This is a genomic window from Brevibacterium antiquum (assembly GCF_016107655.1).
In the GTDB taxonomy this organism is placed as follows: domain Bacteria; phylum Actinomycetota; class Actinomycetes; order Actinomycetales; family Brevibacteriaceae; genus Brevibacterium; species Brevibacterium antiquum.
Map to the genome: position 1 here is coordinate 400,097 of NZ_JABASX010000002.1, position 22,148 is coordinate 422,244.

General features: G+C 64.2%; 20 protein-coding genes and 1 tRNA gene. 14 read left to right on the plus strand and 7 right to left on the minus strand.

Annotated elements, in window-relative coordinates:
- Positions 1 to 32: 32 nt before the first annotated feature.
- Positions 33 to 1,073, minus strand: a complete 1,041-nt coding sequence (mgrA, locus tag JFC13_RS05035; RefSeq protein ID WP_198395999.1) for an L-glyceraldehyde 3-phosphate reductase — start codon at positions 1,071 to 1,073, stop codon at positions 33 to 35.
- A gap of 170 nt (positions 1,074 to 1,243) precedes the next feature.
- Between mgrA and JFC13_RS05040 the strand changes: the two genes are divergently transcribed.
- The 5 genes from JFC13_RS05040 (at position 1,244) to JFC13_RS05060 (ending at position 6,768) form a co-directional block, all read left to right on the plus strand.
- Positions 1,244 to 2,020 carry a GntR family transcriptional regulator gene (locus JFC13_RS05040; protein WP_332839332.1) on the plus strand — a complete coding sequence of 259 codons (777 nt, stop codon included), beginning with the start codon at positions 1,244 to 1,246 and terminating at the stop codon, positions 2,018 to 2,020.
- Positions 2,017 to 3,204, plus strand: a complete 1,188-nt coding sequence (locus JFC13_RS05045; protein ID WP_198396000.1) for an anhydro-N-acetylmuramic acid kinase — start codon at positions 2,017 to 2,019, stop codon at positions 3,202 to 3,204. Before JFC13_RS05040 ends, JFC13_RS05045 begins: the two co-directional genes overlap by 4 nt.
- An 80-nt stretch (positions 3,205 to 3,284) precedes the next feature.
- The gene (locus tag JFC13_RS05050) at positions 3,285 to 4,790 is read left to right on the plus strand and encodes a sodium:solute symporter (protein ID WP_198396001.1); all 1,506 of its coding nucleotides are present in this window, start codon (positions 3,285 to 3,287) and stop codon (positions 4,788 to 4,790) included.
- Positions 4,787 to 5,794 (plus strand): N-acetylmuramic acid 6-phosphate etherase, encoded by a 1,008-nt coding sequence (gene murQ, locus JFC13_RS05055; protein WP_232488195.1) that lies wholly within the window; start codon positions 4,787 to 4,789, stop codon positions 5,792 to 5,794. Before JFC13_RS05050 ends, murQ begins: the two co-directional genes overlap by 4 nt.
- Positions 5,791 to 6,768 carry a BadF/BadG/BcrA/BcrD ATPase family protein gene (locus tag JFC13_RS05060; protein WP_198396002.1) on the plus strand — a complete coding sequence of 326 codons (978 nt, stop codon included), beginning with the start codon at positions 5,791 to 5,793 and terminating at the stop codon, positions 6,766 to 6,768. The genes murQ and JFC13_RS05060 overlap by 4 nt, the downstream gene beginning before the upstream one ends.
- 19 nt (positions 6,769 to 6,787) lie before the next feature.
- Here the strand turns inward: JFC13_RS05060 and JFC13_RS05065 are convergent, their stop codons facing one another.
- Positions 6,788 to 7,252, minus strand: a complete 465-nt coding sequence (locus JFC13_RS05065; RefSeq protein WP_332839333.1) for a GNAT family N-acetyltransferase — start codon at positions 7,250 to 7,252, stop codon at positions 6,788 to 6,790.
- 156 nt (positions 7,253 to 7,408) lie between these two features.
- Here JFC13_RS05065 and JFC13_RS05070 point away from each other — a divergent pair, with 156 nt between their 5' ends.
- Complete coding sequence (locus JFC13_RS05070; RefSeq protein ID WP_198396003.1) at positions 7,409 to 9,187, plus strand: hypothetical protein; 1,779 nt, start codon at positions 7,409 to 7,411, stop codon at positions 9,185 to 9,187.
- Positions 9,188 to 9,238: 51 nt separating this feature from the next.
- Entirely contained in the window at positions 9,239 to 10,534 is a 1,296-nt protein-coding gene (locus JFC13_RS05075; RefSeq protein ID WP_198396004.1) for an FAD-dependent oxidoreductase, read from the plus strand.
- Here JFC13_RS05075 and JFC13_RS05080 read toward each other — a convergent pair.
- Positions 10,531 to 11,859, minus strand: a complete 1,329-nt coding sequence (locus JFC13_RS05080; protein WP_198396005.1) for a PH domain-containing protein — start codon at positions 11,857 to 11,859, stop codon at positions 10,531 to 10,533. The two genes, JFC13_RS05075 and JFC13_RS05080, sit on opposite strands and share 4 nt — an antisense overlap.
- Before the next feature lie 459 nt (positions 11,860 to 12,318).
- Here JFC13_RS05080 and JFC13_RS05085 point away from each other — a divergent pair, with 459 nt between their 5' ends.
- Positions 12,319 to 12,570 (plus strand): PspC domain-containing protein, encoded by a 252-nt coding sequence (locus tag JFC13_RS05085; RefSeq protein WP_198396006.1) that lies wholly within the window; start codon positions 12,319 to 12,321, stop codon positions 12,568 to 12,570.
- 124 nt (positions 12,571 to 12,694) lie between these two features.
- Here the strand turns inward: JFC13_RS05085 and JFC13_RS05090 are convergent.
- Both JFC13_RS05090 and JFC13_RS05095 read right to left on the minus strand, forming a co-directional pair.
- A tRNA-Lys gene (locus JFC13_RS05090) sits at positions 12,695 to 12,767 on the minus strand.
- 125 nt (positions 12,768 to 12,892) lie between these two features.
- Complete coding sequence (locus JFC13_RS05095; protein WP_332839334.1) at positions 12,893 to 13,831, minus strand: hypothetical protein; 939 nt, start codon at positions 13,829 to 13,831, stop codon at positions 12,893 to 12,895.
- Between the two features lie 267 nt (positions 13,832 to 14,098).
- Here JFC13_RS05095 and JFC13_RS05100 point away from each other — a divergent pair, with 267 nt between their 5' ends.
- The 3 genes from JFC13_RS05100 (at position 14,099) to JFC13_RS05110 (ending at position 16,585) form a co-directional block, all read left to right on the plus strand.
- Positions 14,099 to 14,614, plus strand: coding sequence for a hypothetical protein (locus tag JFC13_RS05100; RefSeq protein ID WP_260847905.1), 516 nt, complete (start codon positions 14,099 to 14,101; stop codon positions 14,612 to 14,614).
- A 336-nt stretch (positions 14,615 to 14,950) separates the two neighbouring features.
- The gene (locus JFC13_RS05105) at positions 14,951 to 15,571 is read left to right on the plus strand and encodes a DUF47 family protein (RefSeq protein WP_198396007.1); all 621 of its coding nucleotides are present in this window, start codon (positions 14,951 to 14,953) and stop codon (positions 15,569 to 15,571) included.
- A 3-nt stretch (positions 15,572 to 15,574) separates the two neighbouring features.
- A complete protein-coding gene (locus JFC13_RS05110; RefSeq protein ID WP_198396008.1) occupies positions 15,575 to 16,585 on the plus strand; it encodes an inorganic phosphate transporter in 1,011 nt (336 codons plus the stop codon).
- 4 nt (positions 16,586 to 16,589) lie between these two features.
- On the opposite strand, the gene JFC13_RS05115 is transcribed toward JFC13_RS05110, so the two are convergent.
- Positions 16,590 to 17,051 carry a DUF4383 domain-containing protein gene (locus JFC13_RS05115; protein WP_198396009.1) on the minus strand — a complete coding sequence of 154 codons (462 nt, stop codon included), beginning with the start codon at positions 17,049 to 17,051 and terminating at the stop codon, positions 16,590 to 16,592.
- A gap of 160 nt (positions 17,052 to 17,211) precedes the next feature.
- Between JFC13_RS05115 and JFC13_RS05120 the strand changes: the two genes are divergently transcribed.
- From JFC13_RS05120 to JFC13_RS05130, 3 genes are all read left to right on the plus strand, one after another.
- Positions 17,212 to 18,525, plus strand: coding sequence for a sensor histidine kinase (locus JFC13_RS05120; RefSeq protein WP_198396010.1), 1,314 nt, complete (start codon positions 17,212 to 17,214; stop codon positions 18,523 to 18,525).
- Between the two features lie 19 nt (positions 18,526 to 18,544).
- Positions 18,545 to 19,183 (plus strand): response regulator, encoded by a 639-nt coding sequence (locus tag JFC13_RS05125; RefSeq protein WP_198396011.1) that lies wholly within the window; start codon positions 18,545 to 18,547, stop codon positions 19,181 to 19,183.
- Positions 19,184 to 19,286: 103 nt separating this feature from the next.
- The gene (locus JFC13_RS05130; RefSeq protein WP_198396012.1) at positions 19,287 to 20,384 is read left to right on the plus strand and encodes a hypothetical protein; all 1,098 of its coding nucleotides are present in this window, start codon (positions 19,287 to 19,289) and stop codon (positions 20,382 to 20,384) included.
- 49 nt (positions 20,385 to 20,433) lie between these two features.
- Here JFC13_RS05130 and JFC13_RS05135 read toward each other — a convergent pair whose 3' ends face one another.
- Positions 20,434 to 22,128 carry an ABC1 kinase family protein gene (locus JFC13_RS05135; RefSeq protein ID WP_198396097.1) on the minus strand — a complete coding sequence of 565 codons (1,695 nt, stop codon included), beginning with the start codon at positions 22,126 to 22,128 and terminating at the stop codon, positions 20,434 to 20,436.
- Positions 22,129 to 22,148: the final 20 nt, after the last annotated feature.

Here is a 22,148-nt window from a genome sequence, read left to right on the forward strand (position 1 = left end):
AGTAACTCATCAGCAAGAGGTTGCCGGGGTTCTCAGTCCCTCGTGCTGCGGCGGGCGTCTCCCCAGATGTCGACGCCGGAATCGATCGCGAACTCATCGATGTCGGTCAGTTCCTCAGCGCTCAGCGGATCCGCGTCGAGGGCGGCGACATTGTGCTCGAGCTGCGAGACGCGGCTGGACCCGATGACCAGCGAGGACACACGATCATCGCGCAGTGCCCAGCTCAGAGCCATCTGTGCCAGCGACTGACCGCGCGCTGCCGCGATCTCGTTCAGTCCGCGGATGCGTTCGAGGTTGTCCTCGGAGAGGAACCCGTCCTTGAACGACGGAGTGGCTTTGCCTGCGCGCGAATCTTCGGGGACGCCGCCGAGGTACTTGTCGGTGAGCAGCCCCTGTGCGAGAGGGGAGAACGCGATGACGCCCAACCCCTCGGCCCCTGTGGTGTCGAGCAGATCATCGGATTCGATCCAGCGGTTGACCATCGAATAGGAGGGCTGGTGGATAAGGAGCGGTGTGCCCAGGTCTTTCGCCAGCGTTGAGGCCCTGGCGGTGTCGGCCGCCGAATACGAGGAGATGCCCGCGTAGAGGGCACGACCCGAGCGCACCGCGGTGTCGAGCGCGCCGATGGTCTCCTCCAGCGGTGTCGAGGCATCGGGGCGGTGAGAGTAGAAGATGTCGACATAGTCCAAGCCCAATCGCTTCAGCGAGGCGTCGAGGCTGGCGAGCAGGTACTTCCGGCTCCCGCCCGGACCACCGTAGGGCCCGGGATGCATCCCCCAGCCGGCCTTGGTCGAGATGATGAGCTCGTCGCGATACGGGTGGAGGTCCTCGCGCAGCAGTCGACCGAAATTCGTCTCGGCCGAGCCGGGCGGCGGACCGTAATTGTTCGCAAGATCGAAATGGGTGATCCCCAGATCGAAGGCCCGACGCACGATGTCGCGCTGATTCTGGAAGGCCACATCATCGCCGAAGTTGTGCCACAGCCCCAACGACAGAGCGGGAAGAACCAGGCCGGAACGGCCGACCCGGCGATAGGTCATCGATTCATAGCGGTCATCGGCTGCTTGGTACACGGTGCCTCCTGCGGCGTGAAAAGACTCGAGATGCTGAGCTCAGCTTATGCGAGAACGAGGAACGATTCGCTGGCAGGCAGAGTGCGCCGAGGCAGTTCCCGGGACACGCCACGGAGAAAGTCAGACCAGTGGTCTTGATTTTCTCGTGTGTCCTATGCCTCAATAGTCACGTGACCAAATTCCACTCGATACGGGATCAGCTCCTCGACCGCCTTGAGTCAATGGCCGCCGGCGAGCAGTTCCCACCCGAACGCCAGCTCGCCGAGGCGCTGGGCATCTCACGGATGACTCTGCGCCGAGCCATCGACGAACTGGTCGCCAAGGGCGTGGTGCGACGCCGCCACGGTGCCGGTGTCTTCGCCCTCGGCCCCAAACTCGATCAGCCCCTGGCCGCGAGCTCCTTCACCGAGGACATGCTCGCTCGCGGCATGCGCCCCGGATCTCGTGTGCTCTCCTTCGACGTGACGGAGGCCGGAGCTCACATCGGGCGCAAACTGCACATCGTCGAAAGCGCCGAGGTCATCACGATCCTGCGTCTGCGTCTGGCCGACGAAGAGCCGCTCGCGCTCGAAGAGCTGCACATCCCCTCTGCCCTCGTTCCCGGACTGTGCGGTGAAGACCTGGAGAACAGCTCGTTCTACGAACTGCTGCGCTCGCGCTTCGACATCGCTCTCAACCACAGCGTGCAGACCATCGAACCGACCCTCCTCGATGCCGATGAGGCGAAGGTTCTCGGCGTCCCCGAACAGTCCCCGGCGCTGCTCTTCGAGCGCACCTCACGCGGGGCCGAGGGCGTTCCCTTCGAATTCGTCCGCTCGGTCTACCGCGGCGACCGCTACAAGATCCGCACCGAACTCACCCTGCCCGGGCAGCCCCATGAGCCCGGCCAGTCTCTCGAGTCCGATCCGCGTCTCGAACCCGACCAGACGGAAGGTGCCAGCCGATGATCATCGCCGGCCTCATGACAGGAACCTCCGCCGACGCCCTCGACGTCGTCCTCGCCGAATTCGACTACGATCCGCAGAGCGCCGAGGCAGACCTGAGAGTCCGCATCCTGGCCAGCCAGGAGCTCGACTTCGATCGCGAGCTGCGGGCCGACATCCTGCGCCTCCTCGAGCCCCGCGACGTTCCCCTGTCCCTGGTCTCCAGCGTTGATGCTCGCCTGGGACGGTTCAGTGCCGGGGCGCTGCAGCAGGTGTGCGCCGAGGCCGGAGTCGACTGCGATCTCGTGGTCTCCCACGGGCAGACAGTGCGCCATGACATCACCGACGGCGTCGTCACCTCGACCCTGCAGATCGGCCAGCCCGCTTGGATCGCCGAGGCGACCGGTGTTCCCGTGCTCTCCGACGTCCGCGCCCGCGACGTCGCCGCCGGCGGTCAGGGTGCTCCACTGGTCGGGATCCTCGACAGCCTCCTTCTCGGAGACGTCGAGGCACCGACTGCGGTGCTCAACCTCGGCGGGATCGCGAACATCACCGTTCTGGCACCCGAGCGCGCTCCGCTCGCTTTCGACACAGGACCTGCCAACGCCCTCATCGACGTCCTCGCGCGCAGGATCACCAAGGGGGAAGAGGACTTCGACCGTGACGGGGAGCTGGCCGCACGGGGCCGGGCCGACGAGGAGCTGCTCGGGCAGCTGCTCGCCGATCCGTACTACAGGCTCCCGGCGCCGAAGTCGACGGGCAAAGAGCTCTTCCACGCGGACTACCTCGACCGTTTCCTCTCAGCCCGGTCCAGCCTCGGCGAGTTCGACGCCATTGCGACGGTCACGGCACTGACCGCGCGCACAGTCTCCGATGCCTGCCACGCACACGGGGTCACCACGGTCATCGCCTCCGGCGGGGGAACCAGGAACCCGACGCTGCTGGGGCGATTGGCCTCGGAGCTCGGACCCGGCGTGACCCTGGCCAGCACGGATCAGGCCTTCGGTCTGCCGGAGGGAGCCAAAGAGGCCCTGCTGATGGCGCTGCTGGGGTGGCTGAGTTGGAACGGACTGGCAGGAACCGAGCCGAACCTCACCGGCGCCGCGCATCCGAGCATCGCCGGGCGACTGAGTCCGGGGCGCGGTCCGCTCGCACTTCCCGAGCCGCTGGCAGCCAAACCCACACGCCTGAGGATCCTGGACCGATGAGACCACTGAACAGATGAGTATCCTGCGACGACGCAGGCCATCCGAAGCAACGCACACCCCTTGTATGAAGGAGACACACCATGCAGATCATCGACCTTCTGGTGATCATCGCCTACCTCGTCGCCACGGCGTGGTTGGGGCTGAAGCTCAGCGGAAAGCAGAAGGACCTCCAGGGCTACTTCCTGGGTGGCCGGAACATCCCTTGGTGGGCGGTGTGTCTGTCCGTGGTGGCCACGGAGACCAGCGCGCTGACGGTGATCGGCATCCCGGTCATGAGCTACCTCGGCGATATCAACTACCTGCAGCTGGGGCTGGGCTACATCCTCGGTCGAGTCGTCGTCGCCTTCTTCATGCTCCCGAGATACTACGACGGTGAGATGCTCACCGCGTACGCCTACCTGGGCAAACGCTTCGGCACCTCGACCCAGACGACTGCGGGTGTGACCTTCCTGTTCACCCGTCTCCTGGCCGACGGCATCAGGGTCCTCGCCGCAGCCATTCCCGTCAAGGTGATCCTCGACGGTCTGGGCATCCACACGAACTACTTCGTCATCATCGTCGTCCTCTCGCTGGTGACGATCGCCTACACCTTCATCGGCGGGATCAAGGCCGTGGTCTGGGTCGACGTGGCCCAGATGTGCCTCTACGTCGTCGGCGGCATACTGACGATCATCGTCATCACCGCTGCCATGGGCAGCGGCTGGCTGGGCGAGGCCGCAGCGGCCGGCAAGCTCAACATGTTCATCTTCGAGGGCAATCCGATCTCGGCAGATGCCTCGTTCATTCCCTCGCTGCTCGGCGGTGCGGTCTTCGCCATGGCTTCGCACGGCTCGGACCAGCTCATCGTCCAGCGCCTCCTGTCCTGCCGGTCCAAGATCGAAGCACAGAAGGCACTCATCGTCTCCGGCGTCGTCGTCTTCGTCCAGTTCGCGATCTTCCTCGCCGTCGGACTGGCACTGTGGGCCTACTACGACCACGCCCTGCCTGCTGACCTGGGGCTCAGCCGTGATGACGAGATCTTCCCGCTCTTCATCATCGAAGGACTGCCGCCCGGCGTCTCGGGGCTGCTGCTGGCCGGCATCCTCGCCGCGGCCATGTCGACCCTGTCCTCGTCGCTGTCGGCACTGTCCTCCTCGACGGTCAACGATGTCTACGCACGACTGAAGAAGACGCCGATGACCGACGCCGAGGGCTTCAAAGTCGGGCGCTGGGCGACCATCGGCTGGGGCATCGCCTTCATCCTCCCGGCCACGATCTTCCAATCCGATGAGGGCAACATCGTCATCCTCGCGTTGGGCGTCGCGGGCATCACCTACGGCGGGCTGCTCGGAGCCTTCGTCTTCGGCATCGTCAACAAGCGCGCCACAGCGGTCGATGCGAACATCACGTTCGCGCTGGCGGTCGCTGTCAACGCTTTCTTCTTCGTCATGGAGAAGTATGTCACCGGCGAGGTCTGGGTCGCCTGGCAGTGGTATCCGGCACTCGGTGTCATCGTCATGGTCTCACTCGGCGGGCTCCTGTCCCTGCGCCACCCGAAGGCACAGAACCGGAACACCGTCGCCGAGGTGGAAGGCAGCAACCGATGATGACGCAGCCCCAGCAGCCGGGGTCCCAGCAGCCGCAGCAGTCACCGTCCCCACGCCCGCAGTCCCAGCGACCGTCGTCCCCACGCCCGCTGTCGCCGACGGAGCAGCGCAATCCCCGCAGCGAGGGACTCGACGAGCTCGACACCCTCGGCGTCCTGAAGGTGATGAACGGCGAGGACCAGGCCGTCCTCACCGCGGTCGCGAACGCCCTGCCGCAGTTGGCGGAACTCGTCGACATCGCGGCCGAGCGCATGCGCCGAGGCGGTGCTGTCCACTACTTCGGAGCCGGCACCTCCGGTCGCTTGGGAGTCCTCGATGCCAGCGAACTCCTGCCGACGTTCAACCTCGAACCAGGTCGCGTGGTCGGACACATCGCCGGCGGCCAGGCAGCACTGGTCAACGCGGTGGAGAACGCCGAGGACTCCGTCGATGACGGACGCAGAGTCGGGGCAGAGCTGGGCCCGGACGACGTGGCGATCGGAATCGCGGCAAGCGGTTCGACGCCTTATGTCCGCGGTGCGCTGGAGGCTGCCGGTGAGGCGGGCGCGCACACCGTGCTCATCTCGAACAATCCCGAGGCCCCCGTCGCCGAGGCGGCTGCTGACCATATCGTGCTCGACACCGGGCCCGAGGTGGTGACGGGATCAACCCGCCTCAAGGCGGGCACAGCACAGAAGCTGACCCTCAACGGCTTCTCGACGGCATTGATGATCGCCCTCGGCCGCACCTGGCGCAACCTCATGGTCTCCGTCGTCGCCACCAACGACAAACTTCGGGAGCGGACCGTGCGCATCCTCTGCGAAGCCGCGGACCTCTCAGATGCGAAGGCACGAGACCTCTTGGAGCGCTGCGGCGGCGAACTCAAGACAGCACTGGTCGTCTCCTTCACCTCGGTGACCCCTGCGGCTGCGGCCAAGCACCTCGCGGACAATGACGGGTCAGTCAAAGCTGCGATCGCCGCAGGCACCGAGGGCGGAACTGCGTCGGAGCCCGAAGCCACATGAGCGCTTTCGTCCTCGGGATCGACATCGGCGGCACCGGCAGCCGGGCCGCACTGGCGGAGGTCGATGCCACCTGGGACCTGAGCGTCGTCGCCACCATGACCGGCCCTGGGGTGGAGATCAGTGCCGCGGGCAGCAATGTTCTCGACATTGCTTCTGGCCTCATCTCCTCGGCGCAGAAGACCTGGGGCGGACGTCTCGACCAGATTGCCGGTGTGGGAATCGGCGCTACGGGAATTGCCTCGTTGTCCGAAGACCCCACGTCCGTGATCGCCGAGATCTCGGGCAGAGCAGGGGCACCCGCTGCCGCGGCGATCGACGCGGTGACTGCCCACCTCGGGGCACTCGGAGGAAGGGGAGGCGCGGTCACGGTCTTGGGCACCGGGGCGATCTCGATTGCACATCCGGGGCCGGACGAGCACGGAATCATGTCCCCGGATTGGGCTCGAACCGATGGATGGGGGCACCTGTTCGGAGATCGAGGAGGAGGCGCCTGGCTGGGGAGACGGTCTCTTGAGCTCGCGCTGCGCACCCATGACGGGGTTGACCCGAGTGGGCGCTCGCTGCTCGAGTCCGCGACCCGACTCTTCGGGTCACCGGCCACCTGGCCGTCTCAGTTCTACACTCGCGACAATCGAGCAGGGTTGCTTGCAGACTTCGCGGTCGAGGTCGCCGCACTCTCAGACTCCGGCGACACAGTTGCCACGGGCCTGCTTCGTGAGGCTGGTGTCGAAGCCGCTCGCAGTGCTCTCGCCGCAGCGAACAGCCTCGACAGTCCACTGCGCATTGCTCTCACCGGGGGACTGGTCCGGGCTGGTGATGCGCTCGTCTCCGGGTTCAGGGATGAGGCCGCTCGTCTCCATACCGGCGTCATCATCGAGGAGCCGGCCGGTGATCCGTTGGCCGGATCTGTGAGGCTTGGCGTTCTGGCTGCTGAAGGGAAGCTTCGCGCCCAGAACTCGGTGCTGTGGATGTGAAATTCTACAGCCGTGTGAGTCACTGAGCCTCTGCCGGTTCTCTGACCATCCGAAGTTCACGCACTCCGTCGTATTCATCTGTTTCTACGGCACCGTCGAAGTCGAAGCCGTTTCTTCGATAGAAAGCTTGAGCACGCGGATTCGGGTCGGCCACCCACAGAGAAGTCCGCTCCCTGGGACTGACGACAGCGTCAAGAAGCTGTTGTCCGATGCCCGAGCCGTGGACTGCAGCATATGCGTAGAGGACGAACAGCTGCCGGTCGCCTGGACGGTCCTCAGCTTCGGACGGGCCTGACAAGGCGATTCCGACGATGGCGCCGTCCTGGTCGGCGATCGCCGAGACATGGTCCGGATGATTCTCAGGCGTGATGAGTGAACTCCACATTCTCCTGCGCTTGCCCATCATGTCAGGGGAATCGAGCAGCTCATCGGGCATGAGTCCGCGATAGGTCTCGCGCCAGGTCTCAACATGGACCTGTGCCACCGCCTCGACGTCCTCAATGACGTCGAGGCCGAATCACAACAGACATACGAAGAGGCTACCGCAGGCGTGCGGGAGCCCCTGTTGCGCACCGAATGTTCATCTGGCTGGCATCCCGGGACCAACCGCTGGTCAGGATCCTCAACCAGGATCGACTATGTGAGATTGAATCGCGAATCGTCCTCGGCAGCCGTCTCTTCCGCTGTGGCTCCCCCACCATCCGCAACCGCCTCACCTGCGGCAACCGCCTCACCTGCGGCCGAACTCGAACTTCCCACCGGGCCGCGCACGCGGGCCTATCGGTTCTTCGAAGCACTGCCGGCGATCGTCAGCTTCTCCGCCATCGGGTTGGTGTTCGTCCTGCCGTTCATCAACGCGATGGCTGGGGCGGTCTATGTGCTCATCGTCGTCGGTCTGACGCTGATACGTGCGATGCGCGGTGCGGTCGACGTCTCACGCGGCTTCGTGCGTTACCGTCGCAGCTCTCGGGTTGATTGGGGTGCCAGACTGCTCGACATCGAACGGGCGATGGATGGTCTCCCGCCGCGACCGTATCCCTGGACGAGGTATCAGGCCAAGGAGCATGCCGCGTCAATTGCCCGTGCACGCGATTTCCTGGGCACGGTGGCGCGCCCATCGACACTGCTCCATGCTGTCGTCGTCGCGGCCTACAACGAACCCTATGAGGTGGTCGCCGACGGAGTCCGATCGCTCCTGCACACCTCGACCTCACCATCGAAGATCGTCGTGTTCTTCGCCTATGAGGAACGAGGCGGCCCGCAGATGGCTGCGACAGCACGACGTCTGGCGGCCGAATACGGTGACGGATTCGCAGCGTTCGTCCTCGTCGAACACCCTGCCGGGATACCGGGAGAGATCGCAGGAAAGGGAGCGAACATCACCTATGCGGGGCACAGACTGGCTCACTGGGTGCAGGCGAACGGCATCGATCCGGAGTCGGTCCTCGTCACCAGTCTCGATTGCGACAACACACCCCATGAGGCGTACTTCGACTCCGTCGCATACGAATACGCGCTCGCTCCCGATCGCGCCCGACTCTCGTTCCAACCCATCAGTCTGTACATCACGAACATCTGGGAGGCGCCCGCGCCGTCTCGTGTCGTCGCGAGCGCGAACTGCTTCTGGAATCTCACCACAACGGTGCGTCCTCTCGCGCTGCGCAATTTCGCCTCTCACACGCAGCCGCTGACCGCTCTCATCGACATGGGATTCTGGTCGACACGGACCATCGTCGAGGACGGCCATCAGTATTGGCGCAGCTGGTTTCATTTCGATGGTGACTATCGCGTCGTTCCCATCCATGTTCCGATCTATCAGGACGCGGTGCTGGCCGGCGGATTCAGGGACACGATGGTCGCGCAGTTCAAGCAGCTCAGCCGATGGTCCTACGGCGCCAGCGATGTGCCCTATGTGGGGGTGAGGGTGTTCGCCGGTGATGCTCGAACGCCTTTCTGGCCCGGAGTCCTGCGCTTCTTCTCCCTCCTCGAGGGGCACGTCAGTCTGGCCTCGATCTCCGTCATCATCGCCGTCGGTGGGTGGATCCCATTTGTCGTTGCGTCACAGACCGGCCAGGTCACCGGCCTCATCGAACGGATGCCGATGACGGTTGGTCTGGTACAACAGGTCAGCATGATCGCCCTCATCGCATCCATCCTCGTCTTCAAGTCGCTGTTGCCGCCTCGTCCGGTTCATGTTCCGCAGGTACGGCGTCTGACCATCTGGCTGCAGTGGCTGCTCTATCCGCTGACTCTGCTCGTCTTCAACTCATCGACGGCGCTGCACTCACAATGGCGTCTGCTCACCGGTCGCTACCGTGAACGGTTCGACGTCACTGAAAAGGTCTCCGGCACTTCCCGCAGAACGGTCACCGGTGCTGAGTCTCGCCGCATCATGTCTTTCGACTCGCCCGTGGACTAGCATCGATTCTGTGCCCGCAATGCTGAGGAACACAATGCTGAGGAGGGTGTCATGACAGACGCCGCGCACGACCAGTTCGATGTCGAATACGACTGCATCATCTCCGGAGGTGGGCCCGCCGGCATCGTCGCCGGGCTGCTCATGGCGCGCGGAGGCGTCAGAGTTGTGGTGCTGGAGAAGCACACTGACTTCTTCAGAGATTTCCGCGGTGACACCATCCACCCCTCAACACTGCGGCTCCTCGACGAGCTCGGACTCTACAACGAGTTCGCGCGGATCACGCACCGCAGAGTGACCAATATCAGTCTTGTCGGAGACGACGGTCGGGACTACATCCTCGGCGACCTGTCCAGACTGAACACAGCGCATCCGTTCATGACGATCGCACCTCAGTGGGACTTCCTCAATCTGCTGGCAAAGGCGGGGGAGGATGAACCTGGATTCGATCTGCGGATGGGAGTCGAGATGACCTCATTGATCTGGGACGGCGACAGGGTCGTCGGCGCCCGGGCACAGACTCCCGAAGGTGAGACCGAGTTGCGTGCGCCACTCGTCGTCGCTGCCGACGGACGCTGGTCGAAGGCTCGGGACGAGGCGCAGCTGTCGATGCGGGAACTGCGGTCCACGATCGACGTGTGGTGGTTCCGGATCGACACCCAGGCGCAGCTGGCCGATTCTGTTGCTCCCCGAGCCGAGGGCGGCAATGTGTTCGTCGCGATTCCGCGCGACGGGCATGTCCAGATGGCTCGTCTCATCCCGAAGGGCGAGGACGTACGGTTCCGTGAGCAGGGGATCGAGTCTCTTCGTCGTGCGGTCGCAGAGACATTCCCCGCTCTGGCAGACGATGTCGAAGCACTCCAGCTTGATGACGTGAAGCTCCTCGATGTGCGCCGCAACGAAGCCAAACGCTGGTTCATCGACGGGCTGCTGTGCATCGGCGACTCCGCCCATGCCATGAGTCCGTTGGGTGGAGTCGGCGTCAACCTGGCGGTCCAGGATGGTGTGGCCACGGCCCGTCTTCTGGCCGAGGCCCTACGTGCAAGGACCGTGTCCACCCGCGATCTCAAGCGAGTCCAGCGGCGACGATTGCTGACGACGAAAGCCGTCGAGCTGCTGCAGGGCGGCATTCACCGAATGATCGAGCCGGTCGTCCACAACGGCGGAGTCATCCGCCCGCCGGCGCCGATCCTGTGGCTGCTGACGACGTTCCCCGCGCTGACCGTGATTCCGGCGCACATCCTCGGCCTGGGCGTCACCCCCGAACACGCTCCGGACTTCGCCCGCCGTACAGCCGACGGCATGGACCGGAGGGCGGAGGGCCAGAGCCGGACCGCGCAGGGAGCCTAGTCCCGGTACCGACGCTGCCGCGCCAGCAGCGTGGTCAGTTGGTGACACTCTGCTCCGGTCATCGTATCCAGACCGAAGCGGGCATCGGCGACGATCTGACTGGCGCGATCGGTCAGGGCCCGACCTCGCGGCGTGATCTCGGCGAAGACCTCACCGTCGTCACCGGGCTCCAGAACTCTTTCGATCAGCCCATTGTCTTCGAGCCACCTGACCGAGGAGAAGGACGAGCTGGCTTCAACTTGCAGTTGGTCCGTGAGCTCGACCAGAGGGAGCGCGCCCTGCTGGTCGAAGAACAGGAGGAGCAGCACCTCGTATCGCGCATAGGTCAGCCCCAAGGGACGAAGCTTCTCGTCGAGGTCGGAGATGAGGCGGCGGTGAGCACGCATCAGCTCCGTCGCCGTCTGCATGCGGTCCCGTTCAGGCCACCGCAGCTCCCATGAGCTTGCAGCCCTGGCAACAGGGTCGTTCAACGCAGGCAGTGCGCTGCCGATTCTGAATTCCTCGGACTCGCTGAAGCCGTGGCCGGTATCGAGCTCCATGGTCGACCACTCTCCGGTGTCCACGTCAGGGCCTGGCCCCGTGCGCACGGTCGAGTGACCAACGGTTGTCTCTCCTCCATTGAAACGACGTTCACCATCGACCACGGTCGGCTCACGGTGTGGTTCGACGTCGTCTCCGCGGTCGTCGTCGTATTCGTAGCCGTAAGCATCCTCGGAATCGGAGTCGCCCTCGACATCGGCCTGGAGGTCCGCGTCGATCTCCAGGTTCGTATCCGGGTGCTCAGCGTCATCCTCTTTGTTCTTGTCATTGAAGGATTTGATGGCAGAACGCAGTCCGGAGCGCTGAATCACCGTCTGGATGGTGAGGTCCCTTTCATCCGGACGTCCGACAAAACGGATATCGCGCAGACCTTGGTCCTGGGCGGCAGACTCAAAGACGAAATGCCCGTATCTGAAGATCCGACCCAGCAGCGGTTTGTGCACCGAGATGTCGAGAATACGCGACATCGGCATCGTCGCCTTGTGCTGAGTGAAGATCCCGTGGATTCTGAACACTCGCATGTTCGTGATGACGAACCGGTCCATATGCACGAACAGTGCGCGGTAGACGCCGAACAGGGCAATGGCGGCGCCGATGCCCAGCGGAATCGGGGCGAAGTCAACGGGGACCATGAAGCTGATGGCCGCGACGGCCACTCCAAGCGCAATGATGAGCGAGGGGGCGACAAAGGCGAGGAAATGGCGACGCACTTCGTCGACAATGAGCTCACCCTCTTCAGCGATGAGGTGATTTTCGACCTTCGGATCGGTCAGTGCCCTGAACACGTCAGGCTGCTTCCCACGCGGTTACGCGGACAGAGAAGTGAAGAAAGTGACCAATGAGCCGACACCGGTTCCCACTGCCTCGAAAGCGTTCCGCACTGCTTCGGCTGAATCTTCTGGCCGACTGAACAGATAGAACGCCACAAATATGACGACGAGCGTGAGGACGGCCTTTTTTACCCACTTCACAATGGACTCCTCTTTGCCGCGTCGCTGGGAAGGCGGATGCGGACAATTGGTTGCACAACCCGTTAATCGTAACCGCCCTTGCCGGGTGCCTCGGTTTAGGCGCGCCCAAAACCTGTGATCATCATCTCATATAGCGAGAATTGCACTCAGTTGACCGCCGAGGCGGCCGTTCCCCTGCCAGCGGCCCCACCGGGTGCCATTCCGGTTTCCCTCAGTCCGGTTCGACGGTCAGCACCCCTGTGCAGACAGCGAAATCTGCGTAGTGTTGAGGGCATGAGAAAACTATTTGATTCCATTCGCAAAGTTGGTTTCCGTCGCGGACCCGACCGGATTCTCGGCGGTATTGCCGGCGGTCTCGCCGAGGCGACAGGGCTGAATGTGTGGCTGATGCGCCTGCTGGTCCTCATTTCGTTCCTGCTTCCGGTCCTGGGGATCGGTGCCTATCTCGTCGCCTGGGTCATCACCCCGTGGCAGGACGGAAGTATTCCAGTCGAGCAGGCGTTCGGCGGCCGCCTTGAACGGTAAGTGAACATTAGGTGTCGGCGGCTTCATGTCCGATTCGCTGACTCGATGGTAGAATCGCGGGCCGACCCATGCGAAAGCCCCGCCATCCCTGATGTCTACTGGGATTGCGGGGCTTTTCTGTGGGTGGGCCCCGTGGGGATCGAACCCACGACCCACGGATTAAAAGTCCGTTGCTCTACCAACTGAGCTAGAGGCCCCGCCCCAACACAGCCGCGTGGACAAGCGTCACACCGGAGTTGTTGGAGACTCAATAATATTAGAGGTAACGAGCCCGAATACTCAAACTGGTTCGCGGTGGCAACCAGCAGGCTTCACCCGCTGATCACTTTCCGAGTTCAGGGTGCTCGTCACCGGTGTAGGTGCGGGGGAGAGCATCCGGTGCGGTGGGATCCTCTTCGACCGCCTCGTCGATGACATCGGACTCAATGGCCTTGTTCTTCTTGATCGTGCCGCGCAGCGCCGCGATGTTCTTCAGTCCTGCCAGCAGCTTGCGATCCTTCTTCGGAGCGACATACTCGGGATCGGTCTCCAGCGGGAAGATCGTAGGCGCGGCACCGAAGGCCTCGGTCGACTCACCGGCGACCTTGCGGGCCATCTGAGCGTTGACCACACCGCCGATGATCGCGCCGATGCCGAAGGGCAGCAGACGACCGACCAGCGAGCCACCGGCACGAGCGGCGAACTTGCGGATGAAGGTCTTGCGCAGCTTCCGCACCAGCAGGTCGACGACCGGGGCAGGGAGCTGCTTCGTCACGGTAGAGCCCCAGTTGCCGAACATCGACTCCGAGCCGCCGGACTGCTTGCTGAACTTCTGGACGAGGTTCTTTCCGTCCTTGCCGAGCATGAGCCCCAGCACCAGCGCATTCGCGCGTTTGGAGTCCTGAACCGGAAGGCCATGGATCTCCGAGATCGCCTGTGCGAAAAGTGCCGTGCCTTCGAGGAATCCGGCGGTCTCAGCGGTGGCCACACCGAGTGCAGCTGTCGTGCCGAGTCCGGGGACTGCAGCGGTGGCGCCGACTGCTGCGCCACCCGAAGTGGTCAGCGCTAGGTAGTGCCGACGAATGATCTTGATGAGCTGTTCCGGAGTCGCATCCGGATTCCGGCGACGCAGACTGCGCACATAGGCAAGGGCGACTGGGCGCTGGACCGACAGAAGCTTCGACAGCATCGACTGGGCGCGGGGGTTGAGGGACCCGTCCTCGTTGACAGCGAATTTCGCTGCCTTGTCCAGGCCCTTCTTCGCCACTGATGATTTTGCCACGGGAGTTCCTCTTCGTTGTCTGCACTCGTGGCCTGCTGGTCGCAGACCCGAATTTGTCACCAGTTTAGTAGTTGCCACTGTGAACCTGACGAATGAACCCTGACCGGGAGACGAAAGCCTGATCTGACCGGCGGGAGGCGAATGCCTGCTCAGGGTGGAGCGCCGATCAGTGTAGGGGACTAGAATGCTCTGACGATGACACAGCCACGCTTTCACCGCCCGATACCTCTGGCCGATCTCGATTCGGTCAGTGCCTCGAATGACCCAGTGACCAGATCAGAGACCTCTCACGCTACCGCCGCTCTGCTGCTCGGAGACTCGCGCGGACGCCGCGATGAGGCCGCGACGAAGCGGTTCGTGGAGTTGGCCGACGACATCGGTCTCGAGGTCATCGCCGAAATGTGGTCTGCTGCTCCTGCCGTCTCAGCACCGGGAGCGCTGTGGCGCCTGTATGCACTGCGCGAATGGATCCTCACCGCTCCGCGTGAGCTCGCCGACATGTTCTCCGCCGGGCAGCGCAGGATGACCGACGGCCTCGGCCTCGACGAGATCCTCGCCGGAGTCGAGCTTCCCGCGGGCCCCGACGAGGTTGCCCGTGCCATCGATGAGATCCTCGCTGGAGCCTTCCGCGGGGACGTCGTCATCGCCCTCCTCCGAGCCGCAGCGTTCGTCGGCATGTGTGCCGAAGGCACAGACAGCTCCGAGACCGCCACGCGTCTGCGCCAGTTCGCGAAGGACCTCAAAGATGCCGCCATCTCCCACCGTCACGGCGGACTGGACTGACGGTCTCACCGCCGGACTGACCGACTTGCGGCCAGTCCGGCACGAGAGCTCAACCTCCGAGATGGAAGGTGGCCGCGTACGCAGACCACGTACGCAGACTGTGAGATTTTCAACTCTCGTTCACCCGCCTCGGCGGTGGACTCATGAGCGTGAGCGAGTATCGTTGTGGGTGGCCCTCGTGGCCACCGGACGCTGGATCTGAAGCCCCGGGCTCCAAATTCAGCCGCTTCGAGCGGCCTACCGCCGAGAGGCGCTCTCGGTTCAGCGTCCGGCACATACAATTGATGCAACATGCACATTCGTCCGGCTCGACCGGGCCCCGGGCAGGAGGAACGCATGCGGCTCAAGCGAGTACCGCAGGACACTGTCTTCTACGAACGCCTGTCCGATCTGGTCGGGCAGATGCGGCAATGCAACCTGGTGCTTGCCGAACTTTCCGGAATCGAAGTCAGCGAACGTCGGCAGGTCGCAGACCGCCTCCGTGAGATCGGCGATCAAGCCGATGAAGACATGGGTGCCGTGCTTCGCGCGCTGCGCGAGAACTACATCACCCCGTTCGACCGCAATGACCTCTATCTGCTCGGCCATCACATGCGCGACATCTGCCACCTTCTCCACGGTGCCGGATTCGTCCTCGCCTCGGAGGCCTTCGACGAACTGCCCTCCGGTGTCCTCGAAACCCTCGCGGCCCTGTCCAACCAGACCGACCACACCTCGCGGATGGTGACTCGTCTGCCGGGCAAACTCGATCAGTGGGACTACGTCGACTCGATCAACCGCCTTACCTACCAAGTCGAGGCCCTGCAATGGCGGATGTCTGACGCCGTGCCGAACTCGAGGCGCGGCCTGACGTACATGACCGCGGTCTCCCAGTTGGGGCAGGCCTTCGTGCGTGCCGCATACGGCTTCACCGAGCTGGGCAAGGTCGTCGCCGCCATCGCGATCAAGGAGTCGTAGTCCGTGGAGCTGCTCTTGGCGGGGGTCATCGTAACCGCGGTGATCTTCGCCGGCTCGAACGGTTTCCATGATGCTGCGCTGACGATCGGCAATGCCGTCGTCGGACGCTCCATCAACGCACGGTGGGCCCTGGGCCTGGCCGTCGTCTTCAACTTCATCGGCGCGCTCTTAGGTGAGGGAATCGCCTCAGTCGTGGCCAACCAGATCGTCCACTTCGACGGCGATCCCGAGGTCATCCTCACCTCCCTGATCATCGCCTTCGTCGCCGCAACGGCGTGGAGTCTCTTCACCTACTACCTCGCGTTGCCTGTGTCCTCCACGCACTGCCTCATCGGCGGTCTCCTGGGCGCTGGCATCGTGCTGGGGTTCTCGGTCAACTCCGCCGAGGCGGTCAACTCGGTGATCCTGCCCCTCGTGATCTCGCCGATCCTCGGATTCGTGCTCTCGTGGGGCCTGACGGCTCTGCTGTCGAAGACCTTTGCCGCCTCACCGCCCAAACCGCTCTTCCGCGGTGCGCGCATGGTCGACTCGGTGCTCACCGCCTCACTGTCGCTGGTCCACGGCGTTCAGGACGCACAGAAGATCGCGGCCCTGGTCATGGTCGGGCTCCTCGCCGTGGATGCCAATCCGTACACCGAGCTGTCCGTCGTCGAGATCTCATGGCCGGTGCGGCTGCTCATCGCCGGAGCGCTGGCGATCGGCACCGGCCTGAGCGGGTGGCGAGTCGTCCGCACACTGTCGGTACGCATGGCCGGTCTCGACCCGCTGAAGTCCGCGACAGCAGATGCCACCGCCACGGTGCTCATGTACACGGCGGCGCTCATCATGCGGGTGCCGGTGTCGCTGACCTTCATCCTCGGATCTGCCATCCTCGGAACCCAGTTCGCCGGACGCCGGGGTCGCGCCCGCGCCCGCTTCATCGTTCCCATCGCCGGGGTCTGGGTGCTGACGATTCCGGCGGCCGCCGTGTTGGCGATCTGCATCGGCCTGGTGGTCAGGGTATTCACCGGCTGAGATCTCACCGCTGTGCCGCAGGGTGAGCCTTCCGGCCGAAGACGATCCCTGTCGTGATCATGGCAGCTGCGAGGACGAAGTGCAGCCAGTTGTCAGCGGTGTTGAGCGGAACGAAGTTGCCCATCGACTCCATCGGAACGACGAGGCCGTAGATCCACAGCACGGCGTAGATGATGCCTCCGACGATGAGGTAGGTCTTGGCCAGTCGGCGTGACTTGAGCCCGAGCAGGCCGACGACGCCGAAGAGCAGATGGACGATGTTGTGCAGCACCGAGACCTGGAATATCCCCAGCAGCGCGGCTTGCGAATGATGCCCGGCGAACATCATCGTGTCCAGGTTCTGGGTGATGCCCGGGACGAAGCCCAAGATGCCCACCAGGAGGAACACGGCCCCGAAGATGCCTGAGACGATCTGGACGCTGGTGCGGGCGGTGTGAGCTGATGATGAAACGGTGTGAGTGCTCATGACGATCCTTTCGAAGACTCTCGTCGTACATCAGCTGATTCGGAGCGGGTTGTGTCGTGGATGGGTTCGGTCAGAGCTTTTTGTCGTGGCTATCGATCGCACCCGGTATTCCGGGCTGATCTGGTGCCACGACGGTAGTCTGGTGACGGTGAGGGCTCGCGTGGCAAAGTTGTGGCGCAGGCTGCTGGTCCTGCTGATCGGCGGCGTCATCGCCGTGCCCTACGCGGCGGTCGTGATCTGGGCTGTCACTGCCTCGGACCGGGTCGGCAACCGCGCCGATTCGCTGACCATCATCGTCGTCGGAATCATCGCTTTCGCGCTGCTGTGCATTCCAGCATTCCTCGCCGTCATCCGCGCCCTCGAACGCACACTGGCCGAGCAGCTGCTCGAACTGAGCATCCCCACCCCGCCGAGGCGGCCCCGAACGGCCGATCGACTGCGCGGTGCCCTGTTCTACTTCGGTCACACCTTCGCCGGCGCACTGCTCCTGCTCACGATCGTCGTCCTCGTCCCCGCCGCCGTCGTTCTCGCCGTCGACCCCCAACAGGCTCATGAACTCTCCGACGGTCTGATCGGAACCGACACGAGCCTGGCGGCCACCGTACTGCCCGCAGGGCTGATCCAGACCCTCGCCGTGGGAATCCTGCTGATGTGCATCGCCATCATCGTCGTGGAGGGATACTTCCTGCCGAACTATGCACTCATTCTCCTCGGCCTCTCGGCGGCCGACAGAGCGGAGCTCGCTGGTCGCGAGCGGGCCCGCCGTTTCCGCCGCACGGTGCTTGCCCGCGAGGTCCACGACTCGATCGGCCACGCACTGACCGTGACGACGATGCAGGCGGCAGTCGCCAAGCGCGCACTGCAGACAGACCCCACCAGCGCCGAGGCGGCCGTTGACGAAATCGCCCGCACCGGTCGTGAGGCGGTGGCAGAGTTGGACCACGTTCTCGCGCTGCTCCGTGCGGAGGCCGATCTGGAGGCAGATGATGACGCCGTCATCGGTGCGGAAACGGCACAACAACCTCGGCGAACGAGCGAGGATATCGAGGTCCTGGCCGAGGAAGCGAGATCAGTGGGGCACCCGACCCAGCTGAGAATCAGCGGCGACATGGGCTCACTGCCTGCAGCCGTGGCGCACGAGCTGCATCGGATCGTGCGGGAGGCTCTGACGAACTCGCTTCGCCACGCCTCAGAGCCGGGGGCCTCAGTGTCGATCAGCGTCGATGCGAGAGTCGTGACGTTGACGGTGAGCAACGCCTGCGTGGTGGGCACCCGTGGTGCGAGGATCAATGCGGGTGCAGGCCGTGGTCTGCAGGGGATCAGTGAGCGTGTTGAGCTCTTCGGCGGGGAAGTTCGGTGGACTGCCGATGGTGGCTCATGGACGCTTGAGGCCGTGCTGCCGACAACCAGCGGCGCTGCGGCAAACACTGGCACAGCGACAACCAATGGCGCTGCACGAGTGACGGACGAGTGACGGACGAGGAGAGGCAGACATGAGCATCAGGGTGGTCCTCATCGACGATGAGCCGTTGGTCCGCGCCGGGCTCGCAGCGATCATCGACTCGGACACAGGACTCGAGGTGGTCGGTGTGGCCGGCGACGGTGCCGACGCCATCGACCTCGTCCAACGCACGCAGCCCGATATCGTCATCATGGACGTGCGCATGCCGCAGCTCAACGGACTCGAAGCGACTCGATTGCTCGTGGCACGGCAGGACCCTCCGCGTGTGCTCATCCTGACCACCTTCGACAGCGACGACTACGTCTTCGAAGCGCTGCGTGCCGGTGCCGACGGCTTCGTGCTCAAGCGGGCCCAGCCGGAGGAACTCATCCGCGCCGTGTACATCGTGGCCGGTGGGGAAGTGCTCCTATATCCGCAGAAGGTGCGTGAGATGGCAGCTCAGGCGGGGCGGCGCGAAGATCTGGCCAGTGTTGCCCAGCTGAGCAGTCGTGAGCAGGAGGTGCTCTCACTCATGGCGCGCGGCCTGAGCAATGTGGAGATCGCCGGTGAGCTGTTCCTCGGCAGTGAGACGGTCAAGACCTATGTCAGCTCGCTGCTCGGCAAGCTCGGCGCCAGGGACCGGACCCAAGCGGTCATCAGAGCCTTCGAATCGGGATTCATCACCCGCTGAGGGGCATGCTTCACCCTCTGAAGAACCTGCTTCACCCTCTGAGGGATGCCGTTCACCCGTTCGGGGGAGTCTGCCGAGACGGCTTCGGCGCGAGTGTTGAAGCATGAAGACAACACAGAGCTGTACACAGTCAGAACATCCATCTCAATCGACGCGGGCACTCGATGTCGGTGTCACTATGCTCGGCCTGAGCGCGGTCTGGTCACTGACCATGCTGGCCGTCTCCGTGCTGTGGGGGAGCGGACTGCTCGTCTCTCCGTTCGGTCATGCGGAACCGGGTGAGTACAGCACACTGCTGGACTATCTCTCCATCCCTGCTGGAGCGGCACTCGTCGGGTCCTGTGCGCTGCTGAGCCTGACCCTCGCATCGACCCTCCTGACCCTGCCACGACTGCGCGGCAGATCCGTCGCAGCAGTTGGAGGCTTCGCGGTCTTCCTCACCCTCGTCACCACCCTGGTCTTCACCGACACCTTGGTGTTGGCATACCTCGGCTACACGTTGAGCCTGCAGTTCCCGCCGATTCCCGTCGCCGTGCTCTGGCAGGGATTCATGCTGCTCGGCCCGGGGCTGTGGGCGGCGGTGTGGGCATCGCTGGAGGGCCGCCGGCGACGCAGCCGGGCAGACGCCGATGGTGCGGCCGTGGATGCCTGTGTCGGCGATGCCTCCGCCGCGGCGGTGACCTCTGCGAAGGCTGCCGACGATCACCGGCCCGTCCAGGTCAGTGCCAAGATCGCCGTCGGCGTGGCCGTGGCGGTTCCCGTCATCTATGCATCCACTCGTATTCTGTGGGCACTGGGTATCCCGTTCGGGCTCAGTCCCGAGTTCTATTCCGCAGGACTCCAGGTCGGGATGTGGCATTCAGGTCTCGCCTTGGCGATCGCCGGACTGCTCGGAGCGCTGCTGACCCTGGGGCTGGTGCAGGGATGGGGAGAGAGGTTTCCGCGCTGGACAGGGCCGCTGGCAGGACGACGTGTGCCCATCCTCCTCGCCACGATTCCCGCTGGCATCGTCACATTGGCGATGTTCACCGGAGGCATGGGCATGATCCATTCGGTTCTGCTCAACGGTGTCAGCCTCAATGGCAACTGGGTGACGATCGGCCCGACTCTCCTGTTCCCGCTGTGGGCTCTGGCACTCGGCTGGGCCACCTATGCTTACCGTGCCAGACGGCTTGATGCCCGCGCGTCCAGGCGGCAGTGACAGGCCGATTCAGCGTGCGCTTCCGGTGGGGTCGGATGACCGTGTGCTCTCACATGCGGCGGTGTCGGCGGCTGAGCGTCCTGTGCCGCAACAGCGTGCTCAGGCTGTGAATGAGCGCCGGCGCCGAGGCGATGAGCAGCAGGACGCCACCCCGTGTGGTCATGGACAGCAGCACAGCACCACCGATGGCGAAACCGGTGAACAGCACGGCCGAGATCACCCCGCGGGCCAGAAGTTCGAGGCCTGCGACCCGGCGGTCCAGTTTGGGCGTGGCCACCGAGAGTTCGCCGTTCTCGAGCCTCTGGACCAGGCCGTCGAGGCGCCCCGGCAAGCCGAGCGTCAGGCGCACAAGGTTGATTGCCTCCTTCGCCACGGTGCCGGCGGCGCCGCCCTTCTCCTCCTCGATCAGCTCGCTCGCATAGGGTTCGACGACCTCCCAGATGTTGAACGAGGGATTGAGCGAACTGCACAGACCCGAGACCATGGACAGCGAGCGAATGATGAGGAAGAGGTTCTCCGGCAGCTGCACGGGCAGATCCCGCACCACCGATTCGAAATCCGTGGAGAAGGCTCGCAGCTCCTTCTCATCGACGTCGCGCAGCTGGGCGAACCCCATGCCTCCGAACCGTGCGAAGAGTCCCGTGAGAGAGCGTTCGAGCTCTTCCGTGTCCGCGCCCTCGAGCAGAACTCCGATGAGTCCGACGCTGGCGACGAGGCGGCGGGAGTCCCGCATCGCCACGGCGATGATGAGCTCCCGCAGACCCGCGCGCAGATTCTCCGGCACGTGCCCCATCATCCCGAAGTCGATGAAGGTCAGATGCCAGTCGACCCCCGCCGAGGCGGGCGCGGAGCCCGACCCCATCGCCGCCGGACTGACCGCCGAAGCTGTCCCCGGGTTTGCAGGTGTCACGAAGATGTTGCCCGGGTGGGGGTCGGCGTGGAAGAAGCCGGTCCGGAAGAGCTGATCGAACATTGTGTGCGCGAAGGTCGTTGCAACCTCGTGGGGGTCGATCCCGACTCGACGCAGCGCAGCGACGTCGTTGGCCTTGATCGCTGTGACGTCCTCCAAGGTCAGCACCTGTGGTGTGGTCTGTTCCCAGACGACCTGCGGAGCATGCACCCTGGCCGACTCAGCCGCATCCACGGCGAAGGCCTCCGCATTCGCCGCTTCATGGAGATAGTCGATCTCTTCGAGGCTGACATGGGCGAACTCTTCGACCAGTGCCGGCATGTCGACGCGGCGGGAGACGAACTGGACGCGGGAGAGCCATCCGGCGATCCGGCGCAGTGCACGCAGATCGACCTCGACGATATCGGCGATGCTCGGACGCTGGACCTTGACGACCACCTCGGCGAAACCGATCTCTGCGGCGATCTCCGGGTTCAGGGTCGCTGAGTGCGCCTGACCCAGGGATGCCGCGGCCAATGGGCGAGGTTCGAAGGAGGAGAAGGCATCAGTGAGTGCCGTCCCCAGCTGTGCTTCGGCAAGGTCGCGGATCTGGTCGAAGGGGACCGGGGCGACTTCGTCCTGCAGGCCCTCGAGTTCTTTGGTGATCTCGGGCGGGAGAACATCCATGCGCGAGGAGAGGAACTGACCGACCTTGATCATCAGACCGCCGAGTTCCACGGCCAGAGTGCGAAATCGCCTGGCCGTGGAACGCCAGCGCTTCACCCGACCTCTTGCCGCGAGACGACCCAGGCCGATTCGCGGCAGCGTCATCTCGAACCACCAGGCCATGACCATCTGGGCCGCGGCGAAGCGGA

Coding starts and splice junctions, on each gene's coding strand:
- JFC13_RS05045 (WP_198396000.1), top strand. CDS start 2,017: ATGATCATCGCCGGCCTCATGACAGGAACCTCCGCCGACGCCCTCGAC.
- JFC13_RS05050 (WP_198396001.1), top strand. CDS start 3,285: ATGCAGATCATCGACCTTCTGGTGATCATCGCCTACCTCGTCGCCACG.
- murQ (WP_232488195.1), top strand. CDS start 4,787: ATGATGACGCAGCCCCAGCAGCCGGGGTCCCAGCAGCCGCAGCAGTCA.
- JFC13_RS05060 (WP_198396002.1), top strand. CDS start 5,791: ATGAGCGCTTTCGTCCTCGGGATCGACATCGGCGGCACCGGCAGCCGG.
- JFC13_RS05075 (WP_198396004.1), top strand. CDS start 9,239: ATGACAGACGCCGCGCACGACCAGTTCGATGTCGAATACGACTGCATC.
- JFC13_RS05085 (WP_198396006.1), top strand. CDS start 12,319: ATGAGAAAACTATTTGATTCCATTCGCAAAGTTGGTTTCCGTCGCGGA.
- JFC13_RS05105 (WP_198396007.1), top strand. CDS start 14,951: ATGCGGCTCAAGCGAGTACCGCAGGACACTGTCTTCTACGAACGCCTG.
- JFC13_RS05115 (WP_198396009.1), bottom strand. CDS start 17,051: ATGAGCACTCACACCGTTTCATCATCAGCTCACACCGCCCGCACCAGC.
- JFC13_RS05125 (WP_198396011.1), top strand. CDS start 18,545: ATGAGCATCAGGGTGGTCCTCATCGACGATGAGCCGTTGGTCCGCGCC.
- JFC13_RS05130 (WP_198396012.1), top strand. CDS start 19,287: ATGAAGACAACACAGAGCTGTACACAGTCAGAACATCCATCTCAATCG.
- JFC13_RS05135 (WP_198396097.1), bottom strand. CDS start 22,128: ATGGTCATGGCCTGGTGGTTCGAGATGACGCTGCCGCGAATCGGCCTG.